This is a genomic window from Paenibacillus sp. Y660 (assembly GCF_057221575.1).
On sequence record NZ_JBXBBJ010000014.1, the window covers coordinates 103255 to 117291 of the forward strand.

Consider the following 14037-nt stretch of genomic DNA (forward strand, 5'->3'; position numbering starts at 1 on the left):
AAACAGTGAATGCTGCTTCATTGAACGGCTCTTTTTTTTGCTGCAGCGCAAGGTGTATAATGTGTGCTTAGAAGGGAGTGGGAGCATGTCGCAAGAGATTAGAGCTTACGAGCTGGTCGCATTGAAGGAAATAGCGGAGATGCTTAACAGTACGAACGATATGGATCAAATGCTCAATGACGTGCTCGTCAAGCTGCTTCAGGTCACAGGCTTTACCACGGGCTGGATATTTGTAATCGATAATCGAAGCGATAATCTATGCGTTGCAACACATAATTTGCCGCAAGGGCTAAAAGCGAATAATCAGGCGGTCATGTGCGGCTCGGAATGCTGGTGCGTGGAGAGCTACAAGCAGCACAAGCTGCATCAGGCCGTTAATATTATAGAATGCTCTAGAATTACATACGCCAATACGCATGGGTTTGGAGACACGGAGGGCGTATCCCATCATGCGACAGTACCGCTAAAAGCTGGATTAGATCAGTTTGGTCTGTTAAACGTCGCGCATGCGGGGAAAGTGCGTCTGACAGAGGAGGAGCTGGCGCTGCTGCAGGCGGTAGCTTACCAGATCGGGACAGCGATTAAACGAATCCGGCTGTATCAGGTGCAGGAGCAGCACGCGCTGCATTATGCCAAGCTCGGCGATGTCATCCAAAAAATCAACGCGATACAGGATATTAATCAGCTTCCGCTTCAAGCGGTAAGGCAGATCGGCGATACGTTTCATTGGCAGCATGTGTCGCTATTTATGTATGAACAGCAGCAATTATCGCTTCGTGCGCATTATTCGGATAATCAAGTCAAAAAAGAGTGGCTGTCGCTCGCGATCGATCAAGGGGGACCGGTAAGCACGGCGTTCAGTGAAAATCGACTCGTAAAGCTATCGGATTGCCATGAGGTGCCTCGCTCGAGTCTATCGACCATCGGCATACCTCCCTTCTCGTCTGCGGTGGCGATTCCACTCCGGATTAGAAGCCGCCCGATAGGCGTGCTGTTTATCAGCAGCCAGCTCAGCAAGCAGTTCGATGATTACTTGGAGGATTTCATGTACTCGCTTGGCGATCATTTTACGCTAAGCGTAGAAAATCTACGCGTATACGAGCAGCGGCGGGAGCTGGCTCGCATGGAGGAGAGGAACCGGATGGCAAGAGACTTGCATGATTCGGTCATCCAGAAGGTATTCTCGCTATCCTTCCTTGCTAAAGGCGCCGAGACGGTGCTTGCAGGCAAGGAACCGATTGTGGAGCGATCCCTTCAAGAAATCAGGCAGCTGTCTCAGGAAGCCTTGAAGGAGATGCGGACACTCATATGGCAGCTTCGGCCTGCGGGGCTGGAGCATGGGCTGATCACTGCGCTTAAGCAATACGGGAAAAGCATGGATTTGACCGTATATGAGCAGGTAGAGGGGGTACGGGAGCTGCCGCGAGCGATCGAGGAAGCCTTCTGGCGAATCGGGCAAGAGGCTTTAAATAATGTGAAGAAGCATGCGGATACGAATGCTGTATATGTTCGTTTGGTGAAATCGGAGCATGTTGCAAGCATGGAAATTATGGATAAAGGGCGAGGCTTCTCACCTGAGAAGCGGAGAGGTAGGCTGTCGATGGGAATGCTCTCCATGCGGGAGCGTGCGGAAACGCTAGGCGGCGAATTATCGATCAAGAGCGGCAAGGGGCAGCCAACGGTCATTCAGGCTACGATACCGGTTGCGAAAGAAATGGAAATGTGGGACGAGGAATGAGGTGCGGCTGTGAAAATAAAAATTTTGCTGGTAGATGATCATCTTATCGTATTAAAGGGTATTTCGTTCTTTCTGAGCATGCAGCCTGATTTCGAGCTGGTTGGCGAAGCGCATAACGGACAGGAAGCGGTTAAGAAAGCAGCCGAATTGCTGCCTGATATCGTATTGATGGATTTGAATATGCCCATTATGGACGGCATTGAAGCAAGCAATCTCATTGCCCAAAACAATCCTGCAATTAAAGTGCTGGTGCTGTCAAGCTTCTCGGACCGCAGCCATATTGTTCCAGCGCTGCAATCCGGGGCAATTGGTTATATGCTGAAGGATGTGGAGCCGGATCAGCTTGCAGAAGCAATTCGAAGCGCCTATAAAGGCAATGTTCAGCTGCATCCGGACATTTCAGCCGCGCTGCTTGCACAGATGGCTCCTCAGGCAGAGGAGGTTAAGAAGCATCCTAGCCGCGGGTTAGCCGAAATATTGACGCCAAGGGAGCTTGAGGTGCTGCAACTGCTGACAAAAGGAATGAGCAACAAAGATATCGCACACGCTCTGACGGTTGCCGAGAAAACCGTTAAGACGCATGTGAGCAGCATTTTGAGCAAATTGAATTTGACGGATCGCACGCAAGCTGCGTTGTATGCGGTACAATTGATGAATGGCAGCGATTAACGCAAGAGTTGTACGACTATAGTCTTAAGACTAGTCCTCCGCCTTAGGCGGTTTTTTTTTGACTATTTTTCGGTCTAATTGCCGATGCTGCCGACATCAAAACTTAATACAATAAAGGTACTTACAAAAAGTAAATACAATTCAACCTTGGAGGGAAAAAATTATGAGTACTGTACTATTTATTAAAGCAAACGATCGTGGAATCGAGCAGGCAACAAGCGTTAAGCTATACCAAGCATTTCTGGACAGCTACACAGCCAGCCACCCAGAAGACACAATTGTTGAGCTTGATTTGTTCAAAGAAGAATTGCCTTACATGAACGCTGATATGATCAACGGAAACTTTAAAGCAGCGCGCGGCTACGATCTGACTGCAGAAGAGCAAGCAGCCGTACAAGTATCCGATAAATATATCAACCAATTTCTTGCAGCAGACAAAGTCGTATTCGCATTCCCGCTTTGGAACTTTACCGTTCCTGCAGTACTGCACACTTACATTGACTACCTTTCTCAAGCTGGCAAAACATTTTCTTACACAGCTGAAGGTCCAGTCGGCCTGATTACTGATAAAAAAGTCGCATTGCTTAACGCTCGCGGCGGCATTTACTCTGAGGGTCCAGCGGCATCAGTTGAAATGTCCTACAACTTCATTCGTACTGTAATGGGCTTCTTCGGTGTCCAAAACGTAGAAAGCATCATTATCGAAGGCCACAACCAGCTTCCTGATCAAGCAGAAACGATTGTTTCTACTGGTCTTGAGCAAGCTAAGAAAGTAGCTGTAGGCTTCTAATAAAAAGATACAACCATAAGCAGCAGATCTATCGTCAAAGCTGCTAATAAACTCCACAAATCATGCGCAACGAGCCTTTAGAATCGTTTCTAAGGCTCGTTTTGCGTTTTTCGTGCTGGAAGGAAGCCGTAATCTTTTTCGATCACCTCTTCTTAGTCGAACATCCTTAAATCATTTTTAGACACTTTCACCCCCCATTCGGTAAAAAATAGAAAATTAACGGTAGAAAATCCTGCTAACTTCCATTTTCACCTAGATTTTATTGGAATAGCGGGATTTTCCAATTAATTGTACAGCCATGATATTTTGGACGGCTGGACGGGTCGGAAGATGGGTTGGACATTAACAAATGAGAGTGTATCCAACAAAAAAAGGTTGACTTAGCAGCGTTGCTAATGGTTTTATTATATAGACCGATCGCTATAATCGAGGGGTGAATGAATACGGAAAAACCAAATACCCGCCAAAATATTTTGGATACAGCATCAAGGCTTTTTTTCACAAAAGGGTATCATGCTACAGGATTAAGCCAAATTATTAACGAGAGCAAATGTCCAAAAGGCTCCTTGTATTATTATTTTCCAAAAGGCAAGGAAGAGCTGGCGCTGGAATGCATCGCGTGCACCAAGGCGTTTGTTATCGAGCGGTGGAAAACCAAATTTGCAGCATTTGAGGACCCGTCCGATGCGGTGCAGGCATTCGTTCACGATATGGGGGAGGATGCCGAAAAATATGATTTTCAAGGCTTCATGCCATTTAGCTTCTGGATGGCTGTGGAAACCTCTGCCATTAGCGATAAGCTGAGATCTGCGGGGCAGGATGTGTTTGCCTCCTGGGAGGCCGTCATCTCAGGCAGGTTGATTTTCACAGGCATGGATGAGGCAAGAGCAGAGGAAGTAAGTGTCGTCTTAGTCTCGTTGCTGGAAGGTGCGCTGATCCTCGCTTTGACGAAGCGAGATAAGCAGCCGTTAATTTCTGCGGCGAAGTGTGTGCCCTATTTGATTAATCAATGCCCATCTCTATGAGAGGTCATCAATAAAAGAGAGATTGAATGTAGGAGAGTGGAGAGCTTGCAAGCAACAATGGCAGCAACGCATCAAAAAACGGAACAGAAATATAAAGTTATCCCCATCATGATTTCATTATTATTAAGCGGCTTTGTTGGTATGTTCAGTGAAACGGCTTTAAACGTAGCACTAAGCGATTTGATACGCATATTCAACATAACGGCGCCAACTGTACAATGGCTGACAACCGGATACCTGCTTACGCTTGGGATCTTGGTCCCCGTCTCGGGACTCTTGCTTCAATGGTTTACGACTAGACAGCTATTTATAGCGGCGCTAAGCTTTTCCATACTCGGCACGCTTGTAGCGGCGCTTGCCCCAAGCTTTGAAGTCTTAATGACAGCGCGTGTCATTCAAGCCGTAGGCACCGCTTTGCTGCTGCCGCTTATGTTTAATACGATACTTATTATTTTCCCTGCTGAAAAAAGGGGAGCGGCGATGGGTGTTATCGGGCTCGTCATTATGGTCGCGCCTGCCGTAGGCCCAACGATTGCAGGTCTTCTCATTGAAAATTTGAGCTGGCATTGGATTTTCTGGTTATCGCTGCCGGTCTTAATTATTGCTTTATTGTTCGGAATTATGTATATGCAGAACGTATCCACGATTACGAAGCCTAAAATTGATGTCATGTCCCTCGTGTTCTCAACGCTTGGCTTTGGCGGCATCGTGTTTGCCTTCAGCAGCGCGGGCGAAGGAGAAGGCGGCTGGAGCAGCACAAAAGTGATCGCTTCGATGATCGTCGGCCTTTTGGCGCTTGTCATATTCGCTATTCGTCAATTGAAAATGAAGCATCCGATGATGGATTTGCGGGCATTTAAGCATCCGATGTTCGTTGTAGGTACGCTAATGGTGTTTATTTGTATGATGGTTATTTTATCATCGATGCTCGTATTGCCCATGTATTTGATCAGCGGACTCGGTCTTAGCGCATTAACGGCAGGACTTATCATGCTGCCAGGCGGACTTTTGAACGGGATTATGTCACCGATTATGGGCAGCTTGTTCGATAAATTCGGACCAAAATGGCTCGTTATTCCGGGGCTTGTTATCGTTGCCGCTGTGCTATGGTTTTTCTCTGGCATTACGACGGCATCCACAATTGCACTCATCATTGTGCTGCATTCCTGCTTGATGATCGGAATCTCCATGGTATGGATGCCTGCTCAGACTAATGGTCTTAATCAGCTCCCGCCTGAGCTTTACCCGGATGGAACTGCGATTATGAACACCCTCCAGCAGGTTGCTGGCGCAATCGGCACAGCCGTTGCCGTGAGCATCATGACTGCCGGTGTGAACAGCTTTATGAAGGGCGTGGATGATCCAACCGATCCCGCCAATGCGCCGCTCGCGATGACAGCGGGCATCTCGGATGCGTTTATATTCGCTATGATCGTAGCTATTGTCGGCTTGATCGTCGCTTTCTTCATTAAACGGGTTCATGTAGGCAAGAGCAAGCAGCATTAATCGATAGGCACGAACCAAGAAGATTCGACCGTCACATGCGATCGAATCTTCTTGCTCGTTAACAGGCAATCTGTTATAGACAAACCCCTGCAATCCCGATATGATTGATTAAACAATCGAATAATGATAAAGAAAAGGTGCAGACAAGTCGTTTTTTTGTTTGCTTAATAGGGAAGTCCGGTGCAACGCCGGCGCGGTCCCGCCACTGTAAGTGAAGAGCGATTCTCTAAACAAGCCACTGTCCGATCAAAGGATGGGAAGGCAGAGAAGCGTGATGACGCACGAGCCAGGAGACCTGCCTTTTCTTATTTTGTTTCCTATTCTTCGGGGGTAAGAATGAGGAGGCGTGATCGAAACGCAGCACATATCGTATCCTATTTATATGCTGAACTGATCTTTAATTTGACATGCAGATCCCTTTCAAAGAGGGATCTTTTTTTTGTTTTAACAGCGTTGTTTGATTAGTTAGGTTGAAAGGGAGCAGAGAGAAGACGATGGTTATGAATAGTAAAAGATGGTTTTCCGGCTGCATCATACTCGTACTGATTATTGGTTTGTTAGCTGGCTGCGCCGCACCGGGGCAAGATGTGAATGTACAGGCGAATCAGACGCAGGAAGTCGGTGAATCGCAAGGCGATCAAGCAACGAATGCCGGCAGCAAGGAACAGCCTTCAGCGACAAGCGAGGCAGTGAAATCCGATGCGGCTGCCCCGGCAGCTGAGCCAAAGTCGACTTCGACACACAGCACAGAAAATAAGCAGCCTGCGGACGCCGCAGGAGATAAGCCGGCAACAGCTGCGTCAAAGCCTGACGCTAACCAGGTCAAAGCTCCCGCAGCGAAGGAGCAGATTACTTCTCCTTCAGCGATTCCAAGTGCAACGGCGAAGCCGGTTAAGACGGATGAGCCTGCGCCTGCCGTAACGCCGCAGCCGACGAATATCGTGACCATTTCGATTATAGCGGATGAAGAGACGGGCACTGTGCTTGAACCGACCGCCGTTGAGCTCAAGAAGGACGATACGGTGCTTGAGGTTTTGAAGAGAATTACCCGAAAAAATAAAATTCAGATGGAGTACAAAGGTTTAAAAGCAGCGGCGTATATCGAAGGGATCGATAACGTATACGAATTCGACCACGGCGCGAAGAGCGGCTGGATGTACAAAGTAAATGGCGAGTTTCCTAACAAAAGCGCAGGTGCCTATGCGCTCAAGGAAGGCGATGTTATCGAGTGGCTGTACACGATTGATCTCGGCAAGGATCTAGGAGCTGAATATGAATGAATACCGCCTTCGATTCCGTACATCCGATCACTAGCTTCAGCTACTACGCAGGTGCGATCGCTTTTAGCATGCTGCTCTTCCACCCTTTATTTCTAGTGACCTCGCTTGCTGTGGTTACGCTGGTTATTATTATTCACGGCGAAGGGAAGCGGCTGCTTAAGCTGCTTCCTTATTATGTGCTGATGGGCGGCTCCGTCGCTGTTCTCAATCCGCTTTTTTCGCATCGCGGGAGGCATATTTTATTTTATTTCATGGATCAGCCAATTACGCTAGAAGCGATTTTGTATGGAGTGACAATGATGCTTTCCTTATTAGGGATTTTACTGGCATTCGTATCGTTTCAGCATATCGTCACGACAGACAAATGGATGTATTTGTTTTCCCGCGTGCTTCCGCGAACCTCTCTGCTCACGTCAATGTCGATTCGTTTCGTGCCGCTTTTTTTGCGAAGGCTGGAGCAGATTACAACCGTACAGCGGACAAAGGGCGTATCGATCATGGAGGGCAGCCTGCGGAAGCGCAGCAAGGACGGCATGCTGCTCGTTCGCGTGTTATTGACCTGGTCGCTTGAGGAAGCGCTGCAGACGGCGGATTCCATGAAAGCGCGCGGTTATGGCGCGGCTAAGCGGAGCTCGTACGTCATATACCGCATGGATCGAAGAGACGGATATACGCTCTTATTTTTAACTGCGATGGGACTTGCATGCCTATGGGGCTGGGCACAGGGCTTTGGCGTGTTGACCATTTATCCGCGGCTCGAAACGATGCAATTTCACCGAGGGGAAGGTTTTGCATATGGGTGCTACTGTGCTTTCCTGCTAACCCCGGTCGTACTCGAAGGAATGGAGAGAAGGTCATGGAAGTCATTCAAGTCAATCAATTGACGTTCCGCTATCCCGAAGCAAAGGGGGCGGCGCTGGACGAAGTATCGTTTAATGTGAAGCAGGGCGAATTCGTCGTTTTATGCGGCGCTTCGGGCTGTGGGAAAACGACGCTGCTTCGGCATTTGAAAAAAGAGACACTTCCGGTAGGCAAACGCTCTGGCTCCGTTATGTATAATGGTGTTTTGCTGGATGAGCTCCCTGCGATAGAGGCGGCAGAGCATATCGGCATGGTCTTCCAAAATCCCGAGAATCAGATCGTGATGGACCAGGTGTGGCATGAGCTTGCTTTTTCGATGGAAAATGTCGGTTATGAGCAGGCGGTTATGCGCAAGCGTCTAGCTGAGATAAGCCATTTCTTCGGTCTTGAGGAGCTGCTTTACAAGTCCGTGCATGAAATATCGGGAGGCCAGAAGCAGCTGATAAATCTTGCCTCCGTCCTGCTGCTGCAGCCGAAGCTGCTTCTACTGGATGAGCCGACCTCGCAGCTTGATCCGGTTGCTTCGCGTGATTTTTTGCAGCTGCTTTACCGCTTGAATCAGGAAATGTCTATGACAGTTATCATTAGCGAGCACCGGCTGGAGGATGTTATCCCGCTTGCAGATCGAATTGTTATGCTGGAGGGCGGCAGAGTAAAGTACAACGCTGCCCCGAGGGAGCTATGCCAATCGATCTTAGCAAATGAAGCAGCGACAAATGATATGTCGTATTTGCCTTCCGTCACGAAGCTGTTTTTGTCAGCTCATGCGTCAAGCAAGCCTATTGCAGCTCAAGATATTCCGCTTACGGTGCGGGAAGGAAAGCAGTGGCTGGCTGGCCAAGGCGGAATAAAGCCGGATTTATCGCAGCATGAACATAATCGCGAACACCAATTGCAAGGTGAGAAGCAATGGCTGCTAGCCTGTGATGAAATTACGTTCAAGTATGAGAAAACGGGTTCAGAGGTGCTGAAGAAGCTGTCGCTTAACGTGTATAAGCATGAGTTTTTGGCGGTGCTTGGCGGCAACGGGGCCGGAAAAACGACGATGCTGATGATGATGGCCGGACTTTTGCAGCCGCAGCGAGGCAAGGTGAAGCGGGAGAAAAATAGCAAGGTAGGCTATTTAGCTCAAAATCCGCTCCTCTACTTCAGCTACGATACCGTTGAAGAGGAGCTGCAGCGAATGGCCGATTACGCGGGACTCGCGGATCGTGAGCGCAAGATCGCAAGCGTCGTAGACGCACTCCAGATCGCCGCAATATTGACGAAGCATCCTTATGATTTGAGCGGCGGTGAACAGCAGCGGGCAGCACTTGCCTTGGTGCTTCTTGGTGAGCCTGATGTGCTGTGCCTCGATGAGCCGACGAAGGGACTTGATCCTATTGCGAAGCAGAGAACAGCGGAGCTGCTGCAGCAGCTTTGTCAATTAGGCAAAACTATTGTCATGGTTACGCATGATATTGAATTTGCCGCTGAGCATGCGACGCGCTGTGCAATGCTGTTTGACGGAGCGATAGCAGCGGAAGCAGCTCCGGCAGCTTTTTTTGGAACCAATTATTTCTATACGACGGCCATCAACCGAACGGTTCGCGAATGGCTTCCGGATGCGTTGACGACCAAGGATGTGATCGATCGATGGGCAAATTAAAGCTTTGGTTTCTCGCTAGCACCTTGCTGTTCATTGCTGCCATGGCGTTATCGGCAGCCATTACAGATGAGCATTACCTGATGCTGAGCATTGTGCTGCTCTTTGCAACGATGCTGCCTTTCTTTGCAAGGTTTGAGAGACGAACGATTGAAGCCCGCGAAATCGTCATTCTGGCTGTACTGGCTGCAATTGCTGCCGTTAGCCGCGTGCCGTTCGCGCCATTGCCAAGTGTACAGCCTACTTCGTTCGTGATCATTATTGCGGCAATCGTGTTCGGCGCGGAGTCGGGCTTCATTATTGGAGCAATCGCCGCGGTAGTGTCAAATATTTTTCTTGGACAGGGGCCGTGGACGCCGTGGCAAATGTTTTGCTGGGGCATGATTGGGGCTACTGCAGGCTGGCTTCGCCATACTTGGCTCATCAAAACGAAGATCGGCTTGCTTACATTCGGCTTTGTGTGGGGCTTTCTGTTCGGCTGGATCATGAATATATGGTATATCATTGGCTTGCCTGATGCGCTGAGCTGGAATTTGATTATTATCGCCTATATTCAAAGCTTTTATTTTGATCTTGCGCATGCGCTGTCAAATGTGTTCTTCCTTGCTGTGTTTGGCAGCAGCTGGATCGCTATTTTGTCTCGGTTCAAGAAGAAGTATGGCTTATTGGATTCGTAACATTCATTGTATAAAAAATCAGGCGCCAGCAATTGTGCTGGCGTCTTATTTGTTGCTTAAATTGGTTGGGTAAAATACACGCCAATTGGACGGTTACAAGTGGGGGAGGTCCATTTATGATTGTCTTATAAGGTGCGTTGAATATCATTGGCTGGATTTAAGAAGGAGACGGCGAAGATGAACGAACGAAACGCAAGGGTAGCTGTCGTTCAGGCAGCTCCGATATTATTCGATAAATGGTCCGCCTTTCACAAAATGGCAGGCTATGCCAAGCAAGCGCAGGCACAAGGCGCCAAGCTGCTGCTTTTTCCCGAGGTATTTATCGCCGGCTATCCAAGAGGGCTCTCCTTCGGCGCCCGGGTCGGAAGCAGAACGATGGAAGGACGCGAGGACTTTGCACGCTATTGGGAAAGCGCGATTGATGTTCCCGGAACGGATACCGATTTGCTTGGAGAAGTCGCGAAGGAAGCTGGCGTTTATTTGATCGTAGGCGTTGTGGAGCGGGATCAGGATTATAGCCGCTCAACGCTTTACAATAGCATTATTTATATCGGACCGGACGGCAGGTTGCTTGGCAAGCATCGGAAGCTGATGCCGACCGGCTCGGAACGGTTGCTTTGGGGACAAGGCGATGGGAGTACGCTTACTGTAATTGATACTCCATTTGGCCGAATCGGCGGGTTAATTTGCTGGGAGAACTATATGCCTCTTGCCAGAACGGCCATGTATGCGAAAGGGATCGATATTTTAGTAACGCCAACAGCAGATGCAAGAGATACATGGCAAGCAACGCTGAAGCATATAGCATGCGAAGGGAGGTGCTACGTATTGTCGAGCAACCAATTTGTTACAAAGGACTCTTATCCTGGGGATATAAATGGTTATGCGGAGCTTGCGCAGGACCCGGACACGCTATGCCGGGGAGGAAGTGCAATCGTTGGCCCTTTGGGTGATTATGTAACCGAGCCGGTATATGGGGAAGAGACGATTTTGTACGCGGATTTGGATATGTCGCTTGTGACCGCAAGCCGCTTTGATTTCGACGTTGTCGGCCACTATAACCGTTCGGATATATTTCAGCTTCACGTGAACGAATCGAAGCAAAGCATTGTAACCTTTACTTGATAATAATGATGAGGAGGAACTCAAATGGAAGTGCCAGTTGGCGTATGGATCGCTTCTGCGATTATTGTCGTTATTTTAGCATGGATTACATTTTGGATTACGAACAAGGCATACTCCCGGAGATGGGAAGACCAGGATACCGAGACGAAAGGCAAACACTATTAGCCAGAAGCGACTTTATTCGTGTCATTGAAGCGAAGCTCCCATGGCTTAGCATTTAATGCTACAATAGGAGAAAAACATGAGGGGACGAAATCGGGAGCATAACCAAGAGAGATGCCCCGGACAAACTGATGGATGAAACAGAACCTCTTGTCACTAAGCAATGCGCCAGCTGCAAGGAAGAGAAGCCGCTCTCCGAATTTTTGCGGCGAACGGGCAGACGCTCAAGTGCCGGATCGCGCCGCGGCGCATGCCGGGCTTGCAGAAAGGCGAAGGCTGCTGTCGCCCCTTTGGCTGCAGCTGCACCATTGGCAGCTGTCGCGGCCAAAGAGAATGTAGTGAAACGACGCAGCGCTCAAGCATCCAAACCACAGCCTTCTTCGCCTCCAAGGCCTTCCATCCCATTACCGAATGACCCCGCCGCTCTAAAAACGACTCGGCAAGGGACGATTTGGATGAGAGGCAAGACGGATAAAGGTCGGCGGTGGTATCAAGAAATAGACCTGGAGCTGGCGATAACGCTCGTGAAGGAGCATGCTGCGGTTATCGTCAACCGGCATACGATTCGAAGATTGTTCAGCAACAAGGATTTTCGGCGCTATATTTTGGAGCGGGACGAGCATACCTGTTATTTTTGCGGACAATTCGGAGATACGATCGATCATATGCTGCCGCGTGCGAAGGGAGGGCATACGACGCCAGTCAATTGTGTCTGCGCGTGCAATGCTTGCAACCAATCGAAGGCGGATCAGGATATCGAATCGTTTATGAAATTCGAAGAGATTATCCCAGAATAACTATTAACGACGCGAACAAGGGGATGAGGAGGAATATCTTGCTTCTAAGTCCATGGGGATGCGCCCTCTAGATTCAGCATTAACGGGAAAAACTCCCGTTATTTCAAGTGTTTTTGGGCGAAAATAAGCTTTAGATGGATTTTCTCCCGTTAATTTTTCGCTTTCGACTCTATTTCAGTGAAAGTGCTCCGATTAACGGGAGTTTTTCCAGCTAAATGAACGAACTGACGTCTCATTAGGAAAATAGATGGAGATTTTCCTGTAAATCCACCCAACTGAAATGATTTGAGGTTGCATTTTATTAACTCAACTTTCGCAGAACGAAAATCGGCTTAAATGCATGATGTAACTGAAAGAACGGCGTATTAAATACAAAAGTTGAAAAATAGAAAAACACCGCTTCATTTGGTAAAGTGAGAGTGTCGAGCAATCACTACCATTATGAAGGGGTGTCCTCTATATGATAGAGCAAAACGTACAACCGAATCAACTTCCAAATGAAACTAAACCGGCTTTCAAAGAACTGAAAGTGTTGCAACACATGAAAACAGCAGGGTTTAAGAAAAAGTTCGGCTATACCTGCTCGTTCTTATTTCAGCTTGTCTTTGTGCTCTTGTTTCATCACAAAAAACTGGTTTCGTCTGCTGGAAAGTGATAAGGGGGAATCGTTTCCTGGCAAGGATGCCGTCTATCGTTTCCTCAACCACAGTGGTTATGCATGGCGCCGATTCTTGTCCTTACTCAGTTCCTCTACGATCGATAAGATTCAACCGAACGGCATCATGGAAGGAATTGACAAAAGAACATCCGGATACAAGCGGCGGATGGAGTGCTCTGCTGCCCGCCCCTGAAGTCATCCCCGCCATGATCGACCGTGCGATTTCTGCTGGCGTACGAGCATCTTACGTTTTGATGGACAGTTGGTTTACGCACGCTCCGCTAATCCAATCGATGCTTGAACGCGGTCTGGATGTCATCGGCATGGTTAAAGCGGATAAGAAACGTTATCTTGTTAGCGGACGCCGCTTAACCCTTCAAGAGCTTTACTACGAAGCCACTCCCGTCCAAGGAAAGGTCAAGGGGATTCTGCGCTCCATCCGTACTAAACTGTCTCCGGGGATACCCGTCACCATCGTCTATGTGCGCCATCGTTCGAATAAGAAGGAATGGCTCGCCATTCTATGCACCGATCTCACGCTGCCCGCAGAAGAGATCATCCAGATCTACGGAATCCGCTGGGACATCGAAGTATTCTTTAAGTGCGCCAAATCGTTGTTGCGTCTGCAAAAGGAATTTCAGGGTCGCTCTTACGATCTGTTGATCAGTCACACTACGATTGTATTTTCTCGTTACATATTGCTGGCATGGCAGCATCGACAAAGCACCGACAACCGTACGTTGGGAGGCTTATTTCATCTGCTCTGCGATGAAGTCAGTCAACTGGATTGGGCGGTTGCTTTGAAGCAACTCATTAAAATCCTTGAAGATGTGGCTAAAAAAGCAAACAAGAAAATCACAACACTCATTCAAACACAACTTCAACAATGGATTGCCGGTTTGGCGATCAGGCTGATCTATCGGTTGAATATGACGGCTCTATCCAACGCGCGCTTGCGCTTGGCATTGCTGCTTTGGATAATGAAGGCAACTTCAAGCCGCAGCAAAGCATTTCCCGCGCGGATGCAGCAGTGCTAATCTTTAATGCACTGGCTTATATTGAGGCACATCCAGTTCCCGATCAACCTTTGCAATAATAGCAAAA

General features: G+C 48.5%; 13 protein-coding genes, 1 pseudogene and 1 riboswitch. All 14 genes and pseudogenes read left to right on the top strand.

What is annotated here, in order from left to right; translation table 11 throughout:
* Positions 1-85: 85 nt before the first annotated feature.
* The 14 genes and pseudogenes from AC2TDN_RS16745 (at position 86) to AC2TDN_RS16810 (ending at position 14029) form a co-directional block, all read left to right on the top strand.
* The gene (locus AC2TDN_RS16745) at positions 86-1738 is read left to right on the top strand and encodes a sensor histidine kinase (protein ID WP_484689077.1); all 1653 of its coding nucleotides are present in this window, start codon (positions 86-88) and stop codon (positions 1736-1738) included.
* Positions 1739-1747: 9 nt separating this feature from the next.
* A complete protein-coding gene (locus AC2TDN_RS16750; protein ID WP_484689079.1) occupies positions 1748-2407 on the top strand; it encodes a response regulator in 660 nt (219 codons plus the stop codon).
* Positions 2408-2570: 163 nt separating this feature from the next.
* Positions 2571-3197 carry an FMN-dependent NADH-azoreductase gene (locus AC2TDN_RS16755; RefSeq protein ID WP_482068303.1) on the top strand — a complete coding sequence of 209 codons (627 nt, stop codon included), beginning with the start codon at positions 2571-2573 and terminating at the stop codon, positions 3195-3197.
* A gap of 437 nt (positions 3198-3634) precedes the next feature.
* Complete coding sequence (locus AC2TDN_RS16760; protein WP_482068302.1) at positions 3635-4222, top strand: TetR/AcrR family transcriptional regulator; 588 nt, start codon at positions 3635-3637, stop codon at positions 4220-4222.
* Positions 4223-4279: 57 nt separating this feature from the next.
* The gene (locus AC2TDN_RS16765) at positions 4280-5728 is read left to right on the top strand and encodes a DHA2 family efflux MFS transporter permease subunit (protein WP_484689159.1); all 1449 of its coding nucleotides are present in this window, start codon (positions 4280-4282) and stop codon (positions 5726-5728) included.
* Between the two features lie 118 nt (positions 5729-5846).
* A riboswitch (cobalamin riboswitch) is annotated at positions 5847-6045 on the top strand.
* Between the two features lie 183 nt (positions 6046-6228).
* On the top strand, positions 6229-7008 hold the full coding sequence (locus AC2TDN_RS16770; protein ID WP_484689081.1) for a DUF4430 domain-containing protein: 780 nt from the start codon (positions 6229-6231) through the stop codon (positions 7006-7008).
* Positions 7005-7892, top strand: coding sequence for an energy-coupling factor transporter transmembrane component T (locus tag AC2TDN_RS16775; RefSeq protein WP_484689083.1), 888 nt, complete (start codon positions 7005-7007; stop codon positions 7890-7892). Before AC2TDN_RS16770 ends, AC2TDN_RS16775 begins: the two co-directional genes overlap by 4 nt.
* Entirely contained in the window at positions 7865-9517 is a 1653-nt protein-coding gene (locus tag AC2TDN_RS16780; protein WP_484689084.1) for an ABC transporter ATP-binding protein, read from the top strand. Before AC2TDN_RS16775 ends, AC2TDN_RS16780 begins: the two co-directional genes overlap by 28 nt.
* Positions 9505-10191, top strand: a complete 687-nt coding sequence (locus AC2TDN_RS16785; protein ID WP_484689086.1) for an ECF transporter S component — start codon at positions 9505-9507, stop codon at positions 10189-10191. Before AC2TDN_RS16780 ends, AC2TDN_RS16785 begins: the two co-directional genes overlap by 13 nt.
* A 177-nt stretch (positions 10192-10368) precedes the next feature.
* Positions 10369-11316 carry a carbon-nitrogen hydrolase family protein gene (locus tag AC2TDN_RS16790; RefSeq protein WP_484689087.1) on the top strand — a complete coding sequence of 316 codons (948 nt, stop codon included), beginning with the start codon at positions 10369-10371 and terminating at the stop codon, positions 11314-11316.
* A gap of 24 nt (positions 11317-11340) precedes the next feature.
* The gene (locus AC2TDN_RS16795; protein ID WP_169084850.1) at positions 11341-11481 is read left to right on the top strand and encodes a hypothetical protein; all 141 of its coding nucleotides are present in this window, start codon (positions 11341-11343) and stop codon (positions 11479-11481) included.
* A 128-nt stretch (positions 11482-11609) separates the two neighbouring features.
* The gene (locus AC2TDN_RS16800; RefSeq protein ID WP_484689088.1) at positions 11610-12275 is read left to right on the top strand and encodes an HNH endonuclease; all 666 of its coding nucleotides are present in this window, start codon (positions 11610-11612) and stop codon (positions 12273-12275) included.
* A 460-nt stretch (positions 12276-12735) separates the two neighbouring features.
* Positions 12736-13835: pseudogene (locus AC2TDN_RS16805) on the top strand (IS4 family transposase); the annotation flags it as partial.
* Positions 13820-14029: an S-layer homology domain-containing protein gene (locus AC2TDN_RS16810; RefSeq protein ID WP_484689090.1), complete on the top strand. Its 210-nt coding sequence runs from the start codon at positions 13820-13822 to the stop codon at positions 14027-14029. The pseudogene AC2TDN_RS16805 and the gene AC2TDN_RS16810, both read left to right, overlap by 16 nt.
* Positions 14030-14037 lie beyond the last annotated feature (8 nt).